Genomic DNA, 23,563 nt, shown 5'->3' with positions numbered 1-23,563 from the left:
AGATCAACTCAACTGAACGCTGTCAAAATCAAAAAAGAAAACGCCCCGATTCCCGACGCTTGACCATATTTTGTCACTGCCCTGTAAAAACGGTGTGGCTGAGACGTTAACTCAGCCAGTTTTGCAACCGTGACCTTAAACGCAGTGCAGCCTGAGAATGAATTTGGCTGACTCTTGATTCACTGACCCCTAACACTTTACCGATCTCTTTCAGATTCATCTCTTCATCGTAATAAAGCATCAATACCAGCTTTTCTCTTTCAGGCAGTTTATCAATAGCTTCAATCAGTGCTGTTTTAAATTTTTCTTCCTGAATATCTGCTGAAGGGCCCCTGTCTCCTGAGCGAGCCTGCATTCTTGATTCTTCACTGTCAAATAACTCTTCATAACTAAAAAGACGACACCCTCTTAAATCACTCAGAATGGTGTAATACTCATCAATTTTCACATCAAGTTCTTTGGCGACTTCAGAATCCCGGGCATCTCTTCCCAGTTTCGCTTCAACAACCTGAACCGCTTCAGTAATACGACGACTGTTGCGATATACTGATCTTGGTCCCCAGTCCCCTTTTCGAATTTCATCCAGCATTGCGCCACGAATTCGAATACCGGCAAACGTTTCAAAACTGGCACCTTTGGATGCATCATATTTTGAAGCTGCTTCAAGCAACCCAATCATTCCTGACTGGACCAGATCATCAATCTGAACACTGGCGGGCATTCTTGCGGCGAGATGATTGGCAATTCTTTTTACCAATGAGCGATGTTTTATCACCATCTCTTCCATGTTCAGTGTCGTTTTTTGTGCCGACTTGGTTTGCACGTCCTGTGCTGTCTCTGTCATGATTAGATCCTCTCCTTGATCCTACCAGGCAAAAAGAATTCTATACGACCTTTTGGCTCAGGCACCGGTAATTTTGCTAGCTGATGTCCAATTCTGTGAAACGCTCTTGCAGCCCGACAATCGTTACTGACAGTCAACAGTGCCGACTGCTGTAATACCGCTTCACTTACAGCCTTATCATGTGGAATTGCACCCAGAAAGCTTAAAACTATCTGTTTGTCGTCTTTCAGATACTCCTGTAATTTCTCAAACTGTTTAGCACCGCCTCTTCTGCTGCTCACCTGATTAACAACAATATAAAACTGGTGAACATTGAAAACCCGGTACAGAAGCCTTATCTGTCGAACAGCATCAATAACAGACACGTCTTCCTGACTGACGACAACGACCACCTCTGTTGCCGCCTGAATGAGAGTTACATTATCCGGGGCCAGGCCCGGAGCCGTATCAATAATCAAAGTATCCAGATCTGACGCAAGATCATCCATGTCCTGAATCAACTCTACTGCCTGAATAATTTGAATACTGTCTTTCCAGTCTCCCTGAGCAGCCGGTGTAAATACCCTTACACCCGATGGACCATCCAACAGTCCTTTCTGCTGATGGCCCGAGCTCTCAGTAACGAACCCACCTTCAGCAGGTGATGAAAAAATAAAATCAGACGACAATTGTTCTTTTAAACCTTCTTCATTCATCCCGAGGGTGAACTCAACATCTGGTACAGAAAGATTACCATCCATCAAAACGACACGCTGACCCAGCTTTGCCATCGCCAGGGCAAGGTTTACTGCAACTACGGTTTTACCGACACCTCCTTTACATCCTGAAACCGCAATCACTCTTTTCTTTACTTGCGCCATCGTTCTCACTTTAATTTTTCAATTGCTCAGAAAATGCATATAGAAAAACGACACAATATACATATCAATGAACATGCCAACTTTAATTTGAAAAATAAAAACAGCTACCAAACCCCAAAAAAATACATAAAGAAAAATAAAAAAACACAACCACCTGTTTTTTCACAACTTTCTAAAACAACACCGATTTCATTTCGCTATTTTTTTGACATAGATTAATTTTCGGTTGCTTTGAAAATATCTTGAACACTTTTTTGAACTATCCAAAAAGATAGTTATTTGACAGTGTCACTTTATAGTGACGCAAAAATGGCAGCATTTGACCGACAAAACAGGGAAGAAAAAAACCAGATCGTGACATGATGTCGATTAGCGCATTCATTAAATATGCAAATAAAGGATTACCTGCAAACCAATCAGCAACAATTATCGAACAGTGGATCAGCAAGAAGAAGGGAGTCGAAGCACAACAGAACAATACAGAAACAAAAACCGGAACGCATTGATTAACGCAGTAAATCTGAGAATGAATCTGTTAGCAAAAAAAATGGCTACAAAAATGTAGTCATTTTTTCTGCATCACTGAATATCAGTTTTTCACAGAATCCTCATATCTCTGCAAACCATACTTGCGCATTTTTTCCACCAGGGTCGTTCGCCGTATCTGCAACTTGTCTGCTGCCCTGGCAACAACACTATTGCAGTCACTCAGCGCCTGCTGAATCAAACTCTTTTCCAGTCGGGTCAGATATTCCTTAAGGTTCAACCCTCCTACCGGCAGTACTGCAAGGTCTTCCGAAGTAGCAGCACCGGCAGGCTGGATACTGTCCGGAAATAAATCCGCCACACCATCATCTTCCTGACTGATCAAATCGAAATGACAGAAACTTTCTGGCAGATCCTGAACCCCGATAACCCCATAGGGATACATAATCGCCAGGCGCTCCAGAAGATTGGCCATTTCCCGGACGTTACCCGGCCAGTCATGCCGACAAAGCGATAATATTGCCGCTGAACTGAGTCGAATTGATCCCCTGGCCTGCTTCTCCATATTGTGGGTCAGCTCATTAATCATCAGCGGAATATCTTCAGGCCGCTCTTTCAGCGAGGGCATCTCAATGGGAAATACATTCAAACGGTAATAAAGATCTTCTCTGAAGCTTCCCTCAGTGATCATACTTTCAAGATTCTTATGGGTTGCAGCAATAATTCGAACATCCACCTCAATAGGCTCTGTTCCACCAACCCGTTCGAAGGTCCTCTCCTGCAAAACCCTGAGCAACTTGACCTGCATGTGCAGAGGCATATCGCCTATTTCGTCAAGAAACAGTGTTCCGCCCTGGGCCATCTCAAACCGCCCCTTGCGACTGGTCACAGCACCAGTGAAAGCCCCCTTTTCATGGCCAAAGAGCTCACTTTCTAACAGATCAGTGGGGATAGCACCGCAATTGACCGGAACAAATGGCGCACTTCTGCGATAGGAATGCTCATGAAGATTGCGGGCAACCACTTCTTTGCCGGTGCCGGACTCACCGGTGATCAAAACATTGACGTCCCGATCCGCCACCTGGGCCATGGCGGCCCGAACTTTACGAATACGCTCGCTCTTGCCAACCAGCCCACGGAACAGTTGTACCTGCTGGTTGTAGCCAGTCTGGTGTGCCTGACGCCACTGCTCACGGTAGACCTGACCATAATGCAAACTGGATAAAAGTTGCGGCTTGCTACATGGCCAGTCAACCCGTGCAATGATTTGCCTGGCCAGTGCTAACGACAGATTGTCTGGCAGTGACTCCGCAATCCGGATAACCGGAACGCCACCACACCAGCCCTGGACTCGGGAAAGCATTCCCTGCAGGGAGCTTTCTGCCTGTAAAAAATCACCTAGAAATAAGGCACTGAAGTTTTCCGGGGGATAAGCACTAACAGCATCTTCCCAGTAGGCTGCACCGATAGCCACTGTGTGATAGCCCATAAACTGCAAAATAGTGCTGAAGTCATGCCGACGCTGCTCCGCGTCTTCAATGATGAGTACCTGCTCAGCTGTTTCCATAAGACGACGATCCTTGTCATCCGATTAATTTTTACAGCGTAGATACAAATTTTCGAAATTAAATTACAGCTTATTATTTCAGTAAATAACCAAAAAGTGGATTCGTCAAATTTTTGTTTGTTTTTTATTTCAAAAAATCATAAAAGAAAATTATTTAAACCATATCCTTTATGCATGGGAGCCTCACCTATAGATAGTTAGAAGCTAGATAGTTAGAAGCCCCCAAACCAGCTTAAATCCCGCTGGCTTTCAGATACGCCTCCACATTCTGTCGCAAATGGGCAGGATTGATGGTGCCAACAATAGCTGAAGAAACCGCCGGGTGTGAAAACACCAGTTTCATACTTTCCAGAACGGGGTCCTGTCCTGACAGGCAGGCATGACCACTGGCCAGGGCCTTCTTGATAAAGATGCCTTTGCCATGTTCCAGCGCATAGTCCAACACCGGCTTTTCGCCCTGTTCGTTCAGGTTATAGGTCACCATGGCAACGTCGGAATGTTCCAGCGCCAGGATGCCACCGGCAACCGTTTTGGTGGACATACCCGAAGCGAGGATTTTCCCCTCTTTTTTCAGATCAGCCAGCACTTCCAGGCAACCTGTCTGCTCAATGATATTGACATCATCACCATTGGAATGCACCAGCAGCAATTCAATCACATCGGTATTCAGGCGCTGCAGGCTTCGCTCCACACTGAAGCGGATATGCTGCTCCGAAAAATCAAAATAAGACTCTCCCCGACCATTTTCAACAGTGACAAACTCTTCACCAACCTTACTGCAGATGACCCACTGTTCACGCAGCCCTTTATGTTTGGCAAACAACTGTCCAAGGCGTTCCTCGCTGGTGCCATAGGCCGGAGCCGTATCCAGCAGGTTCATGCCCAGGGTATGGGCCAGGGTAAGCAGATCCAGCATTTCACGGTCATCAGGAATCGTAAACTGTTCCGGGTACTTTACGCCCTGATCCCGGCCAAACTTAACGGTGCCGAAACCCAGCGGCGACACTTCAAGATCAGTACCGGCGATCTGCTTGTTAACAAGACACTGACTCATAATGTCTTCCCTTGCACAAAATGCCCCTGCCAGAAGTTTGGACAGATCTCCGGCCGGGAAAATCCTTCCGGCATAACGAAACTGTCATCCGTCGCTGGACGAATATTATCCTCCTGCAGCAAACGAACCACTTCATCAGAGAGATTAGGAGCCAGTGCCAATTTCGTCGGCCAGGTGACAATACCGTTGGCCACCGGCTGACAGAAAGCCGCATCCGGACGAAGCAGGCGGCTCTGTTTTGGCTCGGCACGATTGACCCGCAAGGTGTCCCACTCAGCCAGACTCAGGTCTACCCAGGGCAACAGCACTTTCAGCTCTTTTTTCGCCGTAGCAATCAATTCTTCAGCAGACTGTTTGACACCATCTTCCGCAATGCCTCCGCCGAGATACCAGACCCACTTGCCATCGGCATCCGGATGGCTGGTAATGGTCATTCTCGGCAGTGGTGTTGTGCCAAGACAATGGGCGTAGATAGGTTCAGGATGGGAATGACGAACCATGACCATCTGCAAGGGACGTACCTGCATTTTTGGATGACTGACACCCCAGGTATTCAATAGCGCCTCAGCGCCTTCACCCGCGGCCAGCACAAACCGTTTGGCTTGCAACAGGGTGGTCTGACCATCGCTATCCGCCAAGGCAACAGCATCAATCTCACCGTTGGCATTGGTTAACAACCGGGCATTACCCTGCTCGCTCCAGTCTACTTTCAGCGTTTTATCTTCCAGGCCACTGACCAGGGCCCGGGTAACGGTGGCAATATCCAGAACGATTTCATTGAGCTGATATACCTTTCCGCGAAAACCATCATGTTTGAAAATGGCTGGAAACTGCTCACTGGTCAGTGCATCAACCCGTCCACGAAGCGCTTTGCTGGCAAAGAAAGAGGTCATTCGTGAGCCAATATCACCTGGCGACCAGAGATAGTGGTATTCAGACAATATGCGGGCCGAACGGAGATCCGGATCCACCTCCCCACCCTTGCCAGCCAGGGCATTACGCCAGCGCTCCGGCATACCGGCAATGGCCTGGGAAGCATTGGTTAACTGACCAGTTAACGTGTATTTTGTACCGCCATGAACAATGCCCTGGGATTTTATGGTCTGACCACCGCCCAGAGCATTCTGCTCCAGCAACAGGGTTCGATAGCCCAGGGTATTCAAGGTGCGAAATAACCAGAGACCGGCGATACCACCACCAATCACCACCACATCGGCTTCTACAGTTTGAGACATAAGAGAGTTCAACTATTTGGGATGACCTGAAATGGAGGACTTTATAACATAGCTCACATTATGGATAGTCAGGCAGGAAAATACTTTGATCGAAAGTTCTTATTCATGACCAGTGCCTGATGAACGGAATCGTACTCAAGAACTTTCTATTAATTCCAGGGTCAATAGATTTAGTTTCAACGTTTATCAGGATGTATCCATGCCCTCTATTCATTCAACTCATTCAACGCCCTTTATCGCCCCCCCCCTCAAATTACATCCGCAGCAGGGGCGCAACCATCCGAATCATCCTCCCAAACTGATCAACCATTGGCAGTAGCCATGGATATACCACAGCCCCCCCATGAGACAACCCCTGATATTGATTATGGTCATATTATTCAGCAAATTATCAGCACATCAAACCTGTCAGGAACCTGGTCACATCAAAGCATTGAACATCTCACTCAATGTTTTGATTTAAAGATCCAGGCCAAAGTTATTACCCTTCTTGAAGACGCATCAGCATTCAGGCAGCTTCAACCATTGCGACAGCAAATTGCCGGGCATCTGGAGTACCTTCGGAATTTTTTCCATGAACATGGCGGGGATGCCAATAGTATTGAAACAGCCATTGCCAACCATGCTGATCAACTGGCGGAGAAAAAAGCTGCCATTGAGAAAAGAAAGCTGATCAGTCACTGGCTTCATTGGGACCAACACGAAGTCGATCAGTTAGCCGCAAGCACTCTGGCAGACACCTATCGGGAGTGCAAAAGTGATAAGCACCTGGGCGATAGCGTCAGGGCCAGGCTCTCTCATCTAATAGAACTTGCTGAAGTACAACCGGAGTTCAGGGAGATGTATACGGTAGACATTGGCTACCAACAGACTCCCTATGAAACCGAGGGGCATTTCCTGATCAAAATCCCCGATGGCAATCATGCACTTGGCTATAGCTTTTTCGACCTGCTCTTCAGCCAGAACCTACTGCATGATATGGAAGCAAATTATGATGGAGAAACCGGATTTTCATTAACTAAAGATCAAATGATCAAACTAAGTGAGCACCTGGAAGAATTAAACAAATGGTATGACGACTTTTTATGTATTGTGGGTGATTTGCTGGGGGTGGATGACAGGATTTCAGAGGATAGCGCTGATCATTTTGTCAGCATCGGAAAAAAATCAATGGCCGAAATTCTCAGAAATCCAATACGTATGACGACAGCGTGTCAACGTTTGATTAGCCCTTTACCACAGGCGCAACCCTGTCTGCTGTTCAATACCCTTTCCATTAATCTTGAGAATCATGATGACAGGGACTTCCTGAAGGACAAGTTTGAATCAATTTACGCAGAACTTGCGATGTATGGTGCTAACGGAGAACCCAAGCAGTTTCTGCGCGGAACCTACAGCACCAATCTGAATGTTGCACAGTTACGTCTCATTTGTCCGCACCTCAATAAATTATTAAAGCTTCAACAATTGCTGAAAGAGGTGACAAGTACCAAAAGCCTGCGCACTGCCATTGACGTATTGAAGGAACTGGGAATAAGCGAACTGGACTCCATAAAAAGTTATAAATCCGCTTTACTCTATGAGATTTACCAACAAATAAAAGGCACCAACAGCCATCCCGCATTACTTTCAATTCAAAACCACTTGACGAATATCCAACACATTTCAGGGATTGAGGAGAAATCGCTGAAACTTTGTCATGACCTTTTACGGCATCACGCAGTGTGCTATTTCAGGAAACCGGCGGATCAACCGGTCATTGACGAGGAGCAACTCTTCGCCATCTATGGCGATAGCGAGAGGGATGTCATGTACGCGGGGAGGCAGCTGCACAGGAATATCCAGGCTCTGTGCCAGACACTCCGGGATTGCCATGCGTATCAGCAATACAAAGCCAGCAACCCCGGTATTGATGGGGCGTTAGCCGCATTGGAAAGAAACTTTATCCAGCGGCTTAATCGCTATTCAGGCATGAGGGATCATGGCTACAGCGGTCGCGGGATGGTTGACGAGTCTGTTGAGTATTTTGAAATGTTTGTCAGCCAGTTATTCTATGCAGAAGTTTATAACCTGACAGACAACTCAATCAGCCATGCCTTGAATAATCTTGTCGCTATAGCTGGCAATGATTTAGAAGGCTGCAACGAAGGTTTTTCAGGCCGGATACAATCGCTGTTACTTCCGTTGATTTCTGGCAGTAACAGCCACATAAAGGATTGTATTCAGCAATTTTTGCAAGACAGCGTTACAGCATCTCTTGCCAGTGCCATCGGACACAGTAGTGAATCCTCCATGGCGGCTCGCTGTCAGGAACAAGTCAATCACTTTACAGGGCTGTCCATCGTCTCCGGGTCGGCTCAGGCTGATGCCTATGAAAACCTCACGCCTGAAAGCCAGCAAACCATTAGCCATCTTTTGCACTCCCACTACACCCCCGTTTCGCTTTACCAACATGTTTATCGTTTTGTATCCGATGAGTTCTGGCGTCTTAATCACGAGAGAAATGATGATGACATTTATCAACTGATGCACTTGCTCGGTTTTGGGGCTGATCAATCATCAGGTGCTGATAATGAGACATACCGAGATCAGATTGATCGACAATACCGGGTAAGGGGTAATGCACTCAATCGCTGGCAATACGCACTCTTTCAGCAGGATCTGCCCAGGCACCTTGTTGGCTATCTGGTTAAAGAGCAATTCATCGACGCTAAAGGTCCGAATGAGAACGATGGCTTATATATCCACCGGGAAGCTTCACAAGGCAGTGATAAAATCATGCAGCCACGTCGCCCGCCTGCAACCGTCGGCACGCAGGAGACCAATCAATTGGAAGCTGACCGTAGATTTGGTTTTCAGCCAGAAAGCAGAATGGCTCAGACTGGATACAGAGTGGAAACATCATAGGATAGAAAGATGATAGCGGCCGCAACAGGTACCCCCTATGTTTACACTGCGCTGACAGAGACGGAAAATCGTTCACTCCCCGGCAATAGTGCGTTATCCGAACGGAACTGCTTATCTCTTGTTGATCAGTTTTTTCAGACTGAAATCCAATCCTGCCGGGAAAAAATGGATAGAAGTCCACTCTGGGATACTTTCAAAGCACTGCCAGATACCTTCCTGGCGTATATATACGCCGAAAAAACCCGGTTGGCGATGGCAGAAGAGAGCCGGCACGTTGTTAATGAAAATCAACAGATCGTTGCCGGGTTTCATCATGGGTATGAAGCCAGCGATGATCAATATCACCCTGGCACTTTCCAGCCGTTTATGATGAAAGGCTACTGGATTCCCTGTTCTGAAGGAAAACTGTTTCAGCTCCGCCAAGGCCATTGTTCAATCACGCGCACGGTCGAAGGTCAGGACCAAATCCTGTATCTGGTACATCCAAAATCCGCAACACTGTTTGCCCCCCTGATATCAAAATATCAGCATACACAGGTTGATGTTCCCGCTTTAGCATTGAGCTCATTCAGAACCTTGTTGATCGCCTTGCCCGCTGGCGGCACAACAGAATTTGCCATGGTCAAAGTCAGCCTGAATGAGGAAATAGGGGGGGTTCGCAGGTTGCTTTATCAAAAAGAGTGTGCAGCCAGCGTAGCGAATTCGTCGGTATTAAAAAATAAACAAACAGAGAAGTTTACGTGTCTGGAAGAAAATTTGTCTTTCGTTCCTGATGCCCACCTGATTGACCCGAAAGAAGAAGCCGTACAGCTATCCGGTGCCGGTATGATCCATAGACCTGTTCCGGAATTATTCACGACTCAAGGCCACTACATTATTCCACTATATGCACTGTTTGGCATAAACAACTGGCCTTTGCTCAATGCCCTGATTGAACAAAGTCAAACAACACCTACTCAGTTTATTACCGGTGCATTACTCAGGCCCATTGCGGAAGAAATGGTTGATCACATTTACAGGCAGCGCTTCTATCTTGAGTTCCATGGCCAGAACGTATTGTTGAAGCTGACCATGGATCACAACGATTTACCCGCTATTGATTTTATCTACCGTGACATGGGCGGCGTTAACTGCCGTCTGGGTGACGTCCAGCTACACCAGCTGCCGGAGCATCTCCGTGGTCATGCCCAGTACTGGGAACCAAACTTTATTCCTGATGCCGCCGTCATAATGGAGGGAATCGCTAAAAAAGTACTGTTCAACCTGACGAAAGTCTTTTTTAAATCAGAACCCACCACCAGGGACCCGGAATTTTGTTGTTGGCGTGCAAAAATGACTGTCTATGGCTACCAGGAGAACTGGACACTGCCAGGAGCCGACGGGCGCACAGATAACCATCGAACGCGCCACACCCCAAAGACTTTTTACCGCTATGGGTATTTTGAAAAAATATTTGCCCGGGAATTGCTTGAAGTGATGACCCGCCACGGTATTTTCCTGAACATCAAAAGAAGCTGCCCTGACTATGACTACTCATTTTTTATGGATAAAATAGGCAATATCGATTCCTGTAATACACCCTGCGTAGAGTTTGAATGGTTTTCTGAACTGGTGAAAATGACACTTCCTCACTATTTCCAGCATCAGGATGCATACTCCCGAAGAAAGAATATCAGTGTGGTAAGACCATAGGAGGCTCCTGATACTACTATGCCTGTAACCTCTAAAAGCAATTTCTGCACCTCCTGGAGTGGCGGTAAAGATGCCTGTTTTGCGCTCTGGCAATCCACCCAAAAAGGGCTGACCCCAACCTGCCTGCTGACCATGCTCAACGGTGATAAAGACCAGACCAGTTAACAATATCTGTCGCCTGATGTGAAGTCAGCGCAATAAAGCCTGGTACAACTTTTTCGCGGTGACAATCCGGGTCTGCTCTACCGTCTCTCCCAAAAGCAGGATAATGGATGCCCTGGCCTCCTGAAGCGCTGTCATTGCCTCATGCAATGAGGTTTCCGGTGCCAGATTAATGGTTTTTCTCATAAGCTCTCCCACTGAGATATCTGCCTCTTCATTAACCAGACAACGGGCGATATGCCGATAGAGAACAATACCTGTCGGCTTGCCATCGTTCAGGACCACATAACGCTTACAGGGATACGAGCGAATCGTCGTTTCGACAGAAGCGACGGTTGCCTCGGATAACAGACAGACAGCGGGTATTGAGCGCTCAACAAGCTCAGTCAGCTGGCGCTGATGGGAAGTTAGTACAGCATCGGCCAGTTTTCGCTGACGTTTACCAATCACTCCACGCTTATTGTAATGCTTGATAATACTCCGGAGTTCATCACTGCTTCTGTCTTCTTCAACGGGCTTGGGTAAAAGACGGGTCCAGACCAGGGCTAACAGCAAGACAGGTCTGGTCACTGAATACATAAGATGGATAAAGGGTGAATATCTGGCAACGACCCTATCAGCAATCTGCACTGCCAGCAGCTTGGGCAGAACCTTGGCAAATACCAGCATAAAATAAGCGAGCAGTGCCGTAAAAATAACCATCCAGAGATCGTTAAATTCCCTGGCAGCCAGCGCTCCAAGGAAAGTACTGCCAGAAATACTGATCAGCGTGCTTAACAAAACGATCGCTGACAGGTGCTCTCGCTTTTTCTGAAAGACTTGCTGGATAGCCTTTTTATTGTCGGGCCTTTTGTACAGGATCGTGACCAGCCTTAACTCATCCACCGCCACCAATGATGATTCAAGAAGGGATAGAAAAGCAGTAACAGCGACAATCAGGCATGCAAAAAGAACGACCAGGAGCATCCATACCTCCGGAAAAACAGCAATTAGACAGCAGGCAGTTTAATTGGGGGACCAGTAGCTGGGCAAGCCCGCCCGCCTGTAAAAAGCCTGTAATGTATTGTTTTCGACCACGTTTCTTCTTTATTAATGTCAGCTCTATGCTTATTCAGTGCAACTGAAGCACCGGGCAAAGAGCACCTGATTTGCCAGGAGTGTGGATAACGGTGTACTTATTTTATTCAAAACAAAATTCGAATATAATTCGACTTGTATTCATATAACCCTGCTTTTTAACTCCTGCTCTCCACCACGGTGTATTTTCCATGCCAGCAACCGACAAACGGACACAGAGAGAGATAACTATTATTCAGTCCACCCTGACCATTCTTAAGGAAAAGGGCTTTATGGACCTGAAAATGTCTGAAGTTGCCAAACAAGCCCAGTTTTCAATGGGAACCGTATATTCACACTTCTCCAGCAAGGAAGATCTGTTGCTGGGTTGCGCCATCACTATCTCCAGCACGATGGCGACGGTATTCCATAAAGTGCTCAACAGCCCGGTACCCGCCATGGAACGTCTGCTGACGCTTAATATTGCCATCTGGTTGTCTTATGCCAGACAGCCCCATCACTACTTTCTACGACAACTGGCAATGACCCCGGATATCTGGCAACGGGCATCAACAGGACGGGCACAGGCACTGGACGACATCTACCATAAGATGAGCCAGATGGTTAAAGCACAGATTATTGAGTTAATGGCGGACAACCCGGCAATCACTGACCAGAATCGCGAGAGTGCACTGGCTGATATTTTGATGGGCATCTGGAGTCTGGGCGAAGGTCTGTTCCAGATCAGCATGTCCGGGTTTGGCCTGAAACAACCCTCCGTGCAGAAAGACAAAGGCTTCAGCCTGCTTACTTCCAACCTGGCCAAATACCTGCAGGGCTGGGGATGGAGAGCACCGTTTTCACCATCCATGATTGACAACTGCAAGCTTCAGGCTGAGCAGGTTGTTGCTACCTGTATAAGTAGTTAACCAGCCAGAATTTATCGATTCCAGGAACGCGGTACACATCAAGCATGTCTACCAGATACTTCTACCCAACTGTTTTGGAGCTACCTCAGAATGCATCTCACCCCTTCATCCCGATCATCCATCGCCGTGATGGTGTTAATGACGTTCACCCTGCTGACCGGTTGCGATCAGGAGCAAACCGGTCATAAAGAAGTCATCCGCCCAGTAAAACTCTTTCAGGTAAAAGATCCCCAGCAGCAGCAGTTACGTTATTTTCCAGGCAAGGTAACAGCCACCGAAGAAGCCGAAATATCCTTTCGTATACCCGGACAGATCGACAAGATCGAGGTCAAACAGGGCGATGATATTACTGAAGGACAGGTGCTGGCTTATCTGGATGACCGGGATATCCGCAATGAGCTTCAGGATCGTCAGGCGAATTATGAACTTGCCAAGGCCGAGTTTGAACGCGCCAGCTCCCTGTTAGAAAAGAGAGTGATTTCACAATCGAGCTACGATACGGCCAGTGCCAGACTGAAATCTGCAGAAGCAGCGCTGAAATTAAGCCGGGACAAACTGGCGTATACGACACTGACAGCACCTTTCAGTGGCCGGGTTGCCCAGACTCTGGCCGAAGCGCACCAGCAGGTTCAGGCCCAGCAGCCGGTCCTTATCCTGCAAAGCAGTGACCGGCTCGATATCAGCATCCAGGTACCTGAAAGTATCGTTTCCCATGTCAATGCCAATGCGGTCAACAATGGCTATCAGCCCATCGCTACCTTCCCGGGGGCTCCTGGCAAGGAGTTTCCGGTCAACTATAAAGAACATGCGACACGGGTAACTCCGGGTACCCAGAGTTATGAAGTCATTTTCACCCGGATGGCACCCACCAATATGAACATTCTTCCCGGTATGACCGCCACGGTCATTATTGACCTGGCCCGGGTCATCGATACCCGGGGGCAACCAGGATACGTTCTGGTCCCCATTTCAGCCGTATCCAAAACTGACACTGACAATAAGACGGTGGTCTGGCGTTTTGATCAGGATACCAGTCAGGTTGCCCCTGTCGAAGTGACCACAGGACGTATTACCGAAGCGGGAATTCAGGTTCTGTCAGGCCTCAATACCGGTGACCAGATCGTTACCGCAGGTCTCAGTCAGCTATACGATGGCATGACCGTCAAACCGCTGCACAAGGAACGGGGACTATAAGCCATGAATATTGCCGAATATTCCATATCCCACCGGGTGATCAGCTGGATGTTTGTGGTTATCCTGCTGGTGGGTGGTGCAATGTCGTTTTTTGGGCTGGGTCAGCTGGAGTTCCCTGAGTTCACCATCAAACAGGCCATGGTCATTACCCACTATCCGGGAGCTTCCCCGGAACAGGTGGAAGAAGAAGTGACACTGCCATTGGAAGAAGCCATTCAGCAGATGGAGTATGTCAAACATATCGACTCCATCAGCAGCAATGGCCGTTCCCAGATTATGGTGGAGATGAAAGAACAATACGACAAAGATCAACTGCCCCAGATCTGGGATGAAATGCGCCGTAAGGTCAATGACACCCAGAGTAGTCTGCCGCCCGGCGTCTACGCCTCGGTTGTGGTGGACGACTACAGCGATGTCTATGGCATGCTGTTCAACATTACCGGAGAAGGTTATACCTCCAGGGACCTGGAAAACTACGCCGATTACCTGAAACGTGAGCTGGTGCTGGTTGAAGGGGTCAAGAAAGTCTCCATCGCCGGTGCCCGTCAGGAGCAGGTGGTGGTTGAGATGTCCCAGGCCAAACTGGCTAACCTGGGTATCGATCCAGCCTGGATATTCGCCCTGATCCAGAATCAGAATGTGGTCTCCAATGCCGGTAATATGCTGGTTGAAGGGCGTTCCATACGCATTCATCCCACCGGTGAGTTCAATGACATTCATGAACTGGAACAGCTGATCATCAGCCCGCCGGGGAGCACACAGCTGGTTCGACTCGGCGATATCGCCACCGTTCGTCGAGACTTCGATGAAACACCGGACACACTCTATTCCTCCAATGGCCGCCAGGCTCTGTCACTGGGTATTTCCTTCGCTTCCGGTGTTAACGTGGTGGATATAGGCGACGCTATTCGTCAGCGCATTGATGAGCTTCAGTCCGGGCAACCGGTTGGCATTGAGCTCACCAAAGTATACGACCAACCGGCAACGGTTTCGGAATCCGTCAATGGTTTCCTGATCAACCTGCTGGAATCCATTGCCATTGTTATTGTCGTACTGCTGCTGGCCATGGGCGTACGTGCAGGCCTGTTGATGGGCGCTGTTCTGCTGTTGACCATCCTCGGAACGTTCATTGTTATGAAGGTGATCGGCATTGAGCTCCAGCTGATTTCCCTGGGTGCCCTGATCATTGCCCTGGGGATGCTGGTGGATAACGCCATTGTCGTCACAGAAGGGATTCAGGTCGGTATTCAACGGGGACTCACCCGGTTGCAGGCCGCCAAACAGGTTGTCAGCCAGAACCAGTGGCCCTTGCTGGGTGCCACCGTCATTGCCATTATGGCATTCGCACCTATCGGCCTTTCTGATGATGCCACCGGTGAATTCTGTCTGTCGTTGTTCCAGGTGCTGTTGATCTCCCTGCTCCTGAGCTGGATCACAGCCATCACCCTGACCCCTTTCTTCTGCAACATTCTGTTCAAGAAGGACGAGCTGGCTGCCCGACAGGCGGCGGGTGAATCCATAGATCCTTACCAGGGAGCGCTGTTCACCCTGTATAAACAGTTGCTCGGGTTCTCTCTGGTCCACCGCCCCATCACCATCAGCTTGACGGTTCTGGCGCTGGTGCTGGCGATGATGGGGTTTGGTTCGGTGAAAAATGTCTTTTTCCCGCCATCCAACACGCCGATGTTCTTTGTGGATTTCTGGATGCCGGAGGGCAGTGATGTCCGTGCTACCGAAACAAGGGTGGCAGAGCTTGAGCAACTACTGCTGACCCTCCCCGGCGTAAAAAATGTCACAACGGTGATTGGCCAGGGCGCACAGCGTTTTATTCTTCCTTATATGCCGGAAAAGCAATACAGCAGTTTCGGCCAGCTGATTATCGAGACAGATAACCTGGAAGCCATCACACCGCTGATCCCGACATTGGAAATCCGCCTGACCGAAGACTTCGGTGATGTGGAATATCGGATCAAATACTTACAGAATGGCCCTTCCCCCGCCGCAGAAATTGAAGCCCGTTTCTATGGCGAGGACCCGGAAGTATTACGGTCTCTCGCGGTACAGGCCATCAATGTACTGCGTAACGAACCGATGGCCACGCATATACGACACGGATGGCGTAACCAGGTCAGCCTGATTCGCCCTCACCTGGATGAAGCCAGTGCCCGCCGCAGCGGTATCTCCAAACAGGCGTTGGACGACGCTCTGCTGGTGAACTTCAGCGGCCGTCAGGTTGGCGTCTATCGTGAAGGCAGCCAGTTAATGCCGTTGATTGTCCGCTCTCCGGAATCCGAACGCCTGAATGCCGATAGCATTACCGATCTGCAGGTTTGGAGTGCTGACTATAACAGTTATGTGCCCATCACCCAGGCCATTTCCAGTTTTGATACTGAGTGGGAAAACCCGCTGATCATCCGCCGGGACCGTAAACGCATGATGTCCGTGATGGCTGACCCACAGTTGCTGGGTGATGAAACCGCCGACAGCGTGTTGCGCAAGGTGCGTGCAAACATCGAAGCCATTCCACTACCCGATGGTTACCAGCTGGAATGGGGTGGTGCTCATGAACTGTCTTCTAATGCACAGAGTGCGGTGTTTGCCTCAATACCGCTGGGCTATCTGGGGATGTTTCTGATTACTGTATTCCTGTTTAACACCATACGACAGCCTATAGCTATCTGGTGTACGGTTCCCCTGGCACTGATTGGTGTTGTGGCCGGGCTGCTGGCGCTGAATGCACCGTTCAGTTTTATGGCGCTGCTGGGCCTGCTGAGTCTGTCGGGCATGATCATCAAGAACGGTATCGTTCTGGTGGAACAGATCAAACTGGAGCTGGAAGAAGGCCGGGAAGAACATGAGGCCATATTCCACGCCTCGGTCAGCCGCCTGCGGCCCGTCTGTATGGCCGCCCTGACCACCATGCTGGGCATGATTCCACTGTTGTTTGATGCCTTTTTCAAATCCATGGCCGTGACCATTATCTTCGGTCTGGGCTTTGCTACGGTACTGACACTGATCGTGCTACCGGTGATCTATTCCCTGCTGTACAAGGTTAGCTTTAAAGGGTTCAACTACCGGAATATTGCCTACTGATCCATAGCGATGTCGGCTTCTGACGGAAGCCGACTGATGCCACATTTTATTGTTGTTCTTTTCTGGATGGCGGCTTCAGGTTATAGCTCAAACTCTGGTATTCAGGTTCTACAATGCCGAGTCGGCGATTGATCACCACCGTTAAACGGAAGAACAGATTACAGAGCATATTGCCAAACCGATGTAACTCATCCGGCACCTTAATGCCATGGGCGTCTACCTTGACCAGCGCCCTGACTGCCTTTTTGGAGAGCGAACGACAGCTGTGTAGTAATTGCACGGGACGACCGCCCCTGGGAAGGACAAAACCGTGCAGCAGGCCTTCTATCTCTTGCTGGTAGTGATCAAAGTAACCTGCCAGCCACTGTATCTGCTGTTCAAAAATCGCCTGCTTGCCACGGACTGAACCATTCATATGGAAAATTCTGGGTTGCAGTTGATCCAGGAAATCATAGATATCGACAAACCGCTGATCGCCTTCCAGCTCGCTGATAACACCACCGAGCGTTGCACACAGTTCGTCGGTGATAATTTCATAATCACACAGGGGGGAGTCTTCGTAGATAAATGGGTAGCAGAGTTCGCGGATATCGCCGGAGTATTTTAAAGTCATATTAGAGCCTATCGATTGCAGAACCAGCCTTCTGCACCTCCGTGGGAATGCATTCTAGCAGACACTACAGAGCTCATTGATAGTAAAGGTATGATTCCCGCGCAGAGCGCGGGAACGAGAAATAGCGTGGGAACAAGAAGTTTATAGCTCGGGTGACCAGATAAGAGTAGCGAATACACCTCCAGGCTCATCTATATAGCCGTTGGTAGTTGTATAATCCTTATCAAGCAGGTTGACAACTTTAAGCTGTGTTTTCAACTCAGGAGTGACAGCCAGATACGCTCTTAAATCAAACGTACCAAACCCAGGCATTTCAAGCGTATTAGCTGCATTATCCCATGTTTTTCCCTGAGCCCTGAGGGTTCCTCCGATCGCCCATTTGCCAAAATTTCTGTCAACATTCATGGTAAAAAGCTGCTTGGCCCGACGATGCAGCGTTTTGCCAGCATTCGCTCCTGACCGATTTTCCGGATCAACAAAACTCAGGTTGGTATTTAGGTCCCAGTCGAAAATCCGTGAGGTTACCACAAACTCAACTCCACGCATCCTGGCTTTAGCAATATTTTCTGTACGACGCGTATCAGAATTATAATCGAGCATATTATCCATATCATTCTGATACATGCTGACCGACCACTGAGTATTATGACTCCAGACACCCCGTAATTCTAATTCAGTATTTCTGGCTTCTTCTGGCTTCAAATCTGGATTCGGACCATATGGAGAATACAGGTCAACGAATGGAGGAGCTCTGAATGCTGTTCCATAAGAGGCGATCAGACGAGTGTCAGCAGGCAAATCAAAGCCCCAGGACACACTGCCCGTTGTGTTATTGCCATACACTTCATTCTTGTCAAAACGTCCACCTAACTGTAGATCGCTACCAGAAAAAGACGACTGATTAAGAGCAAAAACCCCAACATTATAACGTTCATCAACAGCATAGTTATTACTGGTGGTTACTTTATCGTTTGAATAGTCAACACCCGCAATCAGCAATTGCTCATCAGACCAGGCAATATCATTCTGCCAGCTCAGGGAAAGAATTTCGCCTTCCGCATAGCTCGGGCGAGCTCCTACATCTTTTCGATCATCCTGAACGTAACCCGCATCAATTTTAGTATTCCACAGTTCATTGACCGGCAAGGATGCGTAAACATTGAACGTCGTTTGTTCAAAAAATGAAATTGGATACTCTGGCGCATTGCTACCAAAACTATTATCGTATTCAGCCTTGCCTTCGGAGTGAGAGATATTGACCCCTGCATCAATACCATTTTCAAAGCGATGAGACAAACTGCCCGAAATGGACTTATTACGAAACGCATCATCATCCCAGTCCGAACCAAGCTGATTCGTCGTGCGATCATAGCCTTGAGTTTCAAAAAGACGAGCACCCAAATTGAACTGCGTTCTGCCAACTGAGCCATTAAAATTCAAGCCATATTCACCGGTATTTCGGCTACCACCACCAGCCTTAACCGTCAATTGAGGTTCTTTTCCGCCTTTTCGAGTGATGATATTGATAACACCCCCCACCGCATCAGCACCATACAGTGTTGAACGCGGTCCACGGACAATTTCTATTCTTTCGATTTGATCTGGATCTAAATACTGCAAAGGAGCCTCACCGGCGTAAGCTCCATTCATACGATGACCATCGACGAGAATCAGTGTCTGCTGTGTTTTTGTGCCTCGCAAATAAACTCCCGTCTTACTGCCAACACCACCTGTATAGGCGATTTGAACACCAGGTGCCTGTGTCAAAAGTTCTGTAACGGAAATAGCCTGACTCCGCTCAATCTGCTCCCGATTAATCACCGTCACTGGAGCCAACGTCTCATCAACTGTTTGAGCGGTCCTTGCCGCAGTAACAACAATCTCTCCAAGCTTATAAACCTCTTCTGCAGCCGCAGCAGAACTCATCACAGACATTGCCACAGCAACCGAAAGCCCGGTTCGTGCAAAAACAGAACGATGATTAAACGACATTTTGTTTGCATCCTTAAAGTAAGCGAATTGTCTTAAAAATGGACAGAACTCTGCCTTTTCAGAGCGGACTCTCTTGATGAATTGGTATCTGGGCAGCCACACGCTCTGTGTGGCTTGCCTTTGAGCGCACCGCTTGTAACTGATGGCAGATCATCTCTGCCCCGTCCAGAATCCTGGGCGTTGGTCTGGCAATCAGGTCACTGGGTACCGAAAACAGTTGTTGCTGCTGCACCGCCTGCAGGTTTTGCCACTGGCTCCAGTAGCCCAGCAACTCTTTGCGGGTTTTTGGGGTATCGCCTTGCGGATCAGAACCAATAATGACCTGTGGATCACGGGTAATCAGGGATTCGATACCGATTTTGGGAATACTTTCGGAGACATCACCATAGATATTCCGGCCACCACACAACGAAATAACATCATCAATCACCAGGCCATTACCCACCGTCATCAGTGGGGATCGCCAGATTTCAAAGAACACCGATACCGGCTCACGCCGGGCATACTGACTCTGCAGTGTGTGCAAACGCGCGGTAAAGTCACCAACAACCTGTTCGGCTGTTTTTTCGGTCCCGGCCACCTGCCCGAGACTTCGGAGGGCCTGCTTAATGCCGGTAAAATCCACCACATCGATATGAAAGGTGCTGATGCCCAGGGACTCCAGCTGCTCAATCACCTTTTGGGAATTACCGGCAGTCCAGACCACCACCAGATCGGGCTTCATGGCCACAATGGCTTCCACACTCACATTGGGGTAGCCACCCACATTGGGCAGCTGTTTGACCGCTTCAGGGAAGTCGCTGTGCTGATCAACCGCAATAACACGATCACCGGCACCGGCAGCAAATAACAATTCAGTAGAACCCGGAGACAGACTGATGATTCTGGGCGAACGGGTATCCAGACAGACAGCGCGGTCGCTCATATCGGTCACACAATACTGACTGTCAGACTCGCTGGCCCGGGCAATACTGCAAGCCAACGCAACGGCATTGGCCAATACCATCGCCAGCACCAGCATTAACCGGGGCAGCCTGTTCTTCAGTGTCTTGCAGGGTGCTAAAGGTGTTTTCATGATCTCCCTGAGTCACAATCAATACTCAGGGCGGCACAAGCGGTCACCGGGCTTATCAAAAAAGCCCAGTGTAAAGGAGATGTGTTCCCAGCCGCCAGGTTACCCGCCCGGTTTGCGCCTGCATGTACAGACTTCTTGGGCTTTGCAAAGGCAGGTCTCCTGACTCTGGCATCATCGTTCCCGGCAGCCTTCCCGGTTGAACCAGTGGCATAAATCGCGGAGAACTCTTCCATTACAGTTGCGGGTACAGTCGGGGTTTTTCACCCCGTTCCCTCTTTTGACCGGTTCAGCAATAGCCGACATGCGCGGTCAAAAGTGTCGTGATTCATACCAATCACTGACGAACCCCTTACAAAGTTGCGCAATATTACCCAAACCGTTGACTTAAATCACTAGGGGTTTGTGGATTTTTTGCCGTTTATCTTGCTACTGGTACATCATTTCGATGAGTTTGATGTGTACAATCTCCGTTCACCCTGAGCGAAGTCGAAGGGTGATTGGCACAGTCTTTATTCAGGGTATGGTGTTTACGCCCTTCTTCCGTGCATCCTGAGCCGAGCCGAAGGGCGATCAGGACGAACGAAATTTGGGCATCATTGATAGAAGAAACCCATCAAATACATCGAAACCGTTTACCATCAGCCTGTTTTGCTTTTCTCGGATGCCTGCCAGAGGACCTCCCCCTCATCCTGTCGGGCACAATGACGGCCAAGGACGTACATAAGATCGGACAAACGATTCACAAATTTCAGTAATGGTTCGTTGATCTTTTCACCACTTTCCTGAAGCGCTTCGTTTAACTCGATAATATGCCGCTCCGCCCGGCGGGATACGGTTCGGGCCATATGGCAATGGCAGGCAGACTGACCACCACCGGGCAGGGTGAAGTTTGTCAGAGGCGGCAATGGTTCATTGAGTTCGTCAATCAGAGCCTCAATCGCCCTGGTATGGGCTTCCTGAATCAGCTGATAGCCCGGCATGGCCAGCTCACCCCCCACATCAAACATCCGGTGCTGGATATCCTGAATCTGTTGCAACTGGTTTTCAGTGACTTCATTGCCCTGCTTCAGGGAGTGGATCAACAGGCCAAGCCAGCTGTTGGCTTCATCCACGGAACCAATGGCGTGGAGCCGGGGGTGTGACTTTGGCAGCTGCTGGCCATCGCCAATGCGGGTCATGCCCTGGTCGCCAGTTCGAGTGTAGATACGGGTTAGCCGGTAGCCTTTTTTTTCAGTCATAGCTCAGGTTCTTCCAGTCAATTTTTGCACCACAAAGCATTGTTAGTGTTTTTCTGCACTCAGTGGCTTTGTGGTTCAGCCTCACACAGTGCAAAGATTTTACTCATATCAAGATGCTCTTCGATAGCATCCGCCATTCGGTTAATGCCCTCTTCCCGCAACAGGTGATAATCAATCCTTGAAGCTTCCTGCAAACCGGCCCAGGTCAAAATGGCGGTGCAGGCATCGGGCTGTTCAAACACGCCATGGAGATAGGTGGCAAATATCTGACCATCGTCAGACATCACCCCATCCACCTTCTGATCCAGCTGGATTAACGGTTTTTCCAGGGCCGTGCCGGTGGTCACCCCGGCATGAATTTCATAGCCGGTGACGGGCACAGGTTCCTGGCCCGGCAACTGCATAGTGCCACTGACCCGGGTGAGTGTCTTCTGACGAACCATGGTGGTTTCCAGATCCAGAAGACCCAACGCTTGTGAGCTGCCGGCGGCACCTTCAATGCCTTCCGGATCATACACTGCCTTACCGAGCATCTGGTAACCGCCACAGATCCCCATCAATTTGCCACCGTAGCGCAGGTGCCTGAGGATATCCTGATCCCAGCCGTTGTCTTTGAGAAACGCAAGATCGGTTCGGGTATTTTTGGTCCCCGGAATAATGACCAGATCACACGCCGGAATGGACTGCCCTTTTCCAACAAAGTGAATATCCACTTCAGGGTGCAGGCGCAGAGGGTCGAAGTCGGTGTGATTGCTGGTGCGGGTCAGAATCGGCACAGCTACCTTCAACAGGGTTTTCCGGTCTGCAAGCTGTTGCTGGGCAATCACCGCATCTTCTGCCTCCAGATGTAACCCATGAAGGTAAGGCAAAACGCCCAGTACTGGTTTGCCGGTCTTCTCTTCAAGCCAACGGAGTCCGGGCTCAAGCAGTTTTACGTCACCCCGGAAACGGTTGATCACAAACCCTTTTACCCGCGCCTGTTCGGACTCCGAGAGCAGCGCCAGGGTACCGTACAGATGGGCGAAAACCCCGCCCTTATCGATATCCGCAATGATAATCACCGGACAGTCCGCTTGTTCCGCAAAGCCCATATTGGCGACATCGCCTTCGCGCAGATTAATCTCTGCCGGGCTACCGGCTCCCTCCACCAGCACGGTTTGATATTGGCTCTGCAAACGGTGCCAGGAACGCAAAATGGCGGCCATGACTTCCGGTTTACAGGCATGATACTCAGCCGCATTCATTTCCCCCACGGCTTTTCCATTAACGATCACCTGGGCACCGATATCACTGTTTGGTTTCAGCAAGACCGGGTTCATGTCCGTATGAGGTTCAAGCCCTGCCGCAGCCGCCTGAAGCGCCTGGGCCCGGCCAATCTCACCACCATCCCCGGTGACAGCGCTGTTCAGTGCCATATTCTGGGGCTTGAAAGGTGCTACCAAAATACCATGACGCCGGAATACCCGGCAAAGTCCTGCGACCAGGGCACTTTTCCCAGCGTCACTGGTTGTACCCTGTACCATCAAAGTGTGTATTGGGTTGCTGCCCATAGCGGGAATTCCAGCC

General features: G+C 49.1%; 17 protein-coding genes and 1 riboswitch. Of the genes, 6 read left to right on the top strand and 11 right to left on the bottom strand.

From position 1 onward, the window contains the following. Window positions 1-106: 106 nt before the first annotated feature. From ACO6UX_RS22265 to ACO6UX_RS22245, 5 genes are all read right to left on the bottom strand, one after another. Window positions 107-787 carry an RNA polymerase sigma factor FliA gene (locus ACO6UX_RS22265; RefSeq protein WP_420810348.1) on the bottom strand — a complete coding sequence of 227 codons (681 nt, stop codon included), beginning with the start codon at window positions 785-787 and terminating at the stop codon, window positions 107-109. Window positions 788-846: 59 nt separating this feature from the next. Continuing rightward, a complete protein-coding gene (locus ACO6UX_RS22260; RefSeq protein ID WP_422450480.1) occupies window positions 847-1,704 on the bottom strand; it encodes a P-loop NTPase in 858 nt (285 codons plus the stop codon). A gap of 589 nt (window positions 1,705-2,293) precedes the next feature. Further along, the gene (locus ACO6UX_RS22255) at window positions 2,294-3,757 is read right to left on the bottom strand and encodes a sigma-54 dependent transcriptional regulator (protein WP_422450479.1); all 1,464 of its coding nucleotides are present in this window, start codon (window positions 3,755-3,757) and stop codon (window positions 2,294-2,296) included. Between the two features lie 232 nt (window positions 3,758-3,989). Next, window positions 3,990-4,811 carry an aldo/keto reductase gene (locus tag ACO6UX_RS22250; protein ID WP_422450478.1) on the bottom strand — a complete coding sequence of 274 codons (822 nt, stop codon included), beginning with the start codon at window positions 4,809-4,811 and terminating at the stop codon, window positions 3,990-3,992. Further along, window positions 4,808-6,046: an NAD(P)/FAD-dependent oxidoreductase gene (locus tag ACO6UX_RS22245; protein WP_422450477.1), complete on the bottom strand. Its 1,239-nt coding sequence runs from the start codon at window positions 6,044-6,046 to the stop codon at window positions 4,808-4,810. Before ACO6UX_RS22245 ends, ACO6UX_RS22250 begins: the two co-directional genes overlap by 4 nt. 321 nt (window positions 6,047-6,367) lie before the next feature. Between ACO6UX_RS22245 and ACO6UX_RS22240 the strand changes: the two genes are divergently transcribed. From ACO6UX_RS22240 to ACO6UX_RS22230, 3 genes are all read left to right on the top strand, one after another. Next, the gene (locus ACO6UX_RS22240) at window positions 6,368-8,953 is read left to right on the top strand and encodes a hypothetical protein (protein ID WP_422450476.1); all 2,586 of its coding nucleotides are present in this window, start codon (window positions 6,368-6,370) and stop codon (window positions 8,951-8,953) included. 165 nt (window positions 8,954-9,118) lie between these two features. Continuing rightward, entirely contained in the window at window positions 9,119-10,645 is a 1,527-nt protein-coding gene (locus tag ACO6UX_RS22235) for an IucA/IucC family protein (RefSeq protein WP_422450475.1), read from the top strand. Window positions 10,646-10,663: 18 nt separating this feature from the next. Continuing rightward, a complete protein-coding gene (locus ACO6UX_RS22230; RefSeq protein ID WP_422450474.1) occupies window positions 10,664-10,810 on the top strand; it encodes a hypothetical protein in 147 nt (48 codons plus the stop codon). Between the two features lie 24 nt (window positions 10,811-10,834). On the opposite strand, the gene ACO6UX_RS22225 is transcribed toward ACO6UX_RS22230, so the two are convergent. Then, complete coding sequence (locus ACO6UX_RS22225; protein WP_422450473.1) at window positions 10,835-11,773, bottom strand: CNNM domain-containing protein; 939 nt, start codon at window positions 11,771-11,773, stop codon at window positions 10,835-10,837. Between the two features lie 302 nt (window positions 11,774-12,075). Between ACO6UX_RS22225 and ACO6UX_RS22220 the strand changes: the two genes are divergently transcribed. From ACO6UX_RS22220 to ACO6UX_RS22210, 3 genes are all read left to right on the top strand, one after another. Next, window positions 12,076-12,792, top strand: a complete 717-nt coding sequence (locus ACO6UX_RS22220) for a TetR/AcrR family transcriptional regulator (RefSeq protein WP_422450472.1) — start codon at window positions 12,076-12,078, stop codon at window positions 12,790-12,792. A gap of 90 nt (window positions 12,793-12,882) precedes the next feature. Beyond that, the gene (locus tag ACO6UX_RS22215) at window positions 12,883-13,986 is read left to right on the top strand and encodes an efflux RND transporter periplasmic adaptor subunit (RefSeq protein WP_422450471.1); all 1,104 of its coding nucleotides are present in this window, start codon (window positions 12,883-12,885) and stop codon (window positions 13,984-13,986) included. Window positions 13,987-13,989: 3 nt separating this feature from the next. After that, window positions 13,990-17,079, top strand: a complete 3,090-nt coding sequence (locus tag ACO6UX_RS22210; protein WP_422450470.1) for an efflux RND transporter permease subunit — start codon at window positions 13,990-13,992, stop codon at window positions 17,077-17,079. 46 nt (window positions 17,080-17,125) lie between these two features. Here the strand turns inward: ACO6UX_RS22210 and ACO6UX_RS22205 are convergent, their stop codons facing one another. From ACO6UX_RS22205 to ACO6UX_RS22185, 5 genes are all read right to left on the bottom strand, one after another. Beyond that, window positions 17,126-17,692 (bottom strand): cobalamin adenosyltransferase, encoded by a 567-nt coding sequence (locus tag ACO6UX_RS22205; protein WP_422450469.1) that lies wholly within the window; start codon window positions 17,690-17,692, stop codon window positions 17,126-17,128. Window positions 17,693-17,833: 141 nt separating this feature from the next. Continuing rightward, a complete protein-coding gene (locus ACO6UX_RS22200; RefSeq protein WP_422450468.1) occupies window positions 17,834-19,684 on the bottom strand; it encodes a TonB-dependent receptor domain-containing protein in 1,851 nt (616 codons plus the stop codon). Window positions 19,685-19,742: 58 nt separating this feature from the next. Next, the gene (locus tag ACO6UX_RS22195; RefSeq protein WP_422450467.1) at window positions 19,743-20,759 is read right to left on the bottom strand and encodes a cobalamin-binding protein; all 1,017 of its coding nucleotides are present in this window, start codon (window positions 20,757-20,759) and stop codon (window positions 19,743-19,745) included. Between the two features lie 132 nt (window positions 20,760-20,891). After that, window positions 20,892-21,079, bottom strand: a riboswitch (cobalamin riboswitch). Between the two features lie 318 nt (window positions 21,080-21,397). Then, window positions 21,398-21,997 carry a cob(I)yrinic acid a,c-diamide adenosyltransferase gene (locus tag ACO6UX_RS22190; protein WP_422450466.1) on the bottom strand — a complete coding sequence of 200 codons (600 nt, stop codon included), beginning with the start codon at window positions 21,995-21,997 and terminating at the stop codon, window positions 21,398-21,400. A gap of 59 nt (window positions 21,998-22,056) precedes the next feature. Next, window positions 22,057-23,547 (bottom strand): cobyric acid synthase, encoded by a 1,491-nt coding sequence (locus tag ACO6UX_RS22185; protein ID WP_422450465.1) that lies wholly within the window; start codon window positions 23,545-23,547, stop codon window positions 22,057-22,059. Window positions 23,548-23,563: the final 16 nt, after the last annotated feature.

Origin of the sequence: Endozoicomonas sp. ALB091, assembly GCF_049310265.1 — a bacterium.
Lineage (GTDB): Bacteria > Pseudomonadota > Gammaproteobacteria > Pseudomonadales > Endozoicomonadaceae > Endozoicomonas.
Note: the sequence above shows the minus strand (reverse complement) of the source record. Positions and strands in the feature narration are given on the sequence as shown.

Excerpts from the sequence above, each read along its gene's own strand:
- ACO6UX_RS22240 (WP_422450476.1), top strand. The coding sequence starts at position 6,368 with ATGGATATACCACAGCCCCCCCATGAGACAACCCCTGATATTGATTAT.
- ACO6UX_RS22190 (WP_422450466.1), bottom strand. The coding sequence starts at position 21,997 with ATGACTGAAAAAAAAGGCTACCGGCTAACCCGTATCTACACTCGAACT.
- ACO6UX_RS22220 (WP_422450472.1), top strand. The coding sequence starts at position 12,076 with ATGCCAGCAACCGACAAACGGACACAGAGAGAGATAACTATTATTCAG.
- ACO6UX_RS22210 (WP_422450470.1), top strand. The coding sequence starts at position 13,990 with ATGAATATTGCCGAATATTCCATATCCCACCGGGTGATCAGCTGGATG.
- ACO6UX_RS22235 (WP_422450475.1), top strand. The coding sequence starts at position 9,119 with ATGGATAGAAGTCCACTCTGGGATACTTTCAAAGCACTGCCAGATACC.
- ACO6UX_RS22200 (WP_422450468.1), bottom strand. The coding sequence starts at position 19,684 with ATGTCGTTTAATCATCGTTCTGTTTTTGCACGAACCGGGCTTTCGGTT.
- ACO6UX_RS22230 (WP_422450474.1), top strand. The coding sequence starts at position 10,664 with ATGCCTGTAACCTCTAAAAGCAATTTCTGCACCTCCTGGAGTGGCGGT.
- ACO6UX_RS22185 (WP_422450465.1), bottom strand. The coding sequence starts at position 23,547 with ATGGGCAGCAACCCAATACACACTTTGATGGTACAGGGTACAACCAGT.
- ACO6UX_RS22255 (WP_422450479.1), bottom strand. The coding sequence starts at position 3,757 with ATGGAAACAGCTGAGCAGGTACTCATCATTGAAGACGCGGAGCAGCGT.
- ACO6UX_RS22250 (WP_422450478.1), bottom strand. The coding sequence starts at position 4,811 with ATGAGTCAGTGTCTTGTTAACAAGCAGATCGCCGGTACTGATCTTGAA.
- ACO6UX_RS22260 (WP_422450480.1), bottom strand. The coding sequence starts at position 1,704 with ATGGCGCAAGTAAAGAAAAGAGTGATTGCGGTTTCAGGATGTAAAGGA.
- ACO6UX_RS22195 (WP_422450467.1), bottom strand. The coding sequence starts at position 20,759 with ATGAAAACACCTTTAGCACCCTGCAAGACACTGAAGAACAGGCTGCCC.
- ACO6UX_RS22215 (WP_422450471.1), top strand. The coding sequence starts at position 12,883 with ATGCATCTCACCCCTTCATCCCGATCATCCATCGCCGTGATGGTGTTA.
- ACO6UX_RS22245 (WP_422450477.1), bottom strand. The coding sequence starts at position 6,046 with ATGTCTCAAACTGTAGAAGCCGATGTGGTGGTGATTGGTGGTGGTATC.
- ACO6UX_RS22225 (WP_422450473.1), bottom strand. The coding sequence starts at position 11,773 with ATGCTCCTGGTCGTTCTTTTTGCATGCCTGATTGTCGCTGTTACTGCT.
- ACO6UX_RS22205 (WP_422450469.1), bottom strand. The coding sequence starts at position 17,692 with ATGACTTTAAAATACTCCGGCGATATCCGCGAACTCTGCTACCCATTT.
- ACO6UX_RS22265 (WP_420810348.1), bottom strand. The coding sequence starts at position 787 with ATGGAAGAGATGGTGATAAAACATCGCTCATTGGTAAAAAGAATTGCC.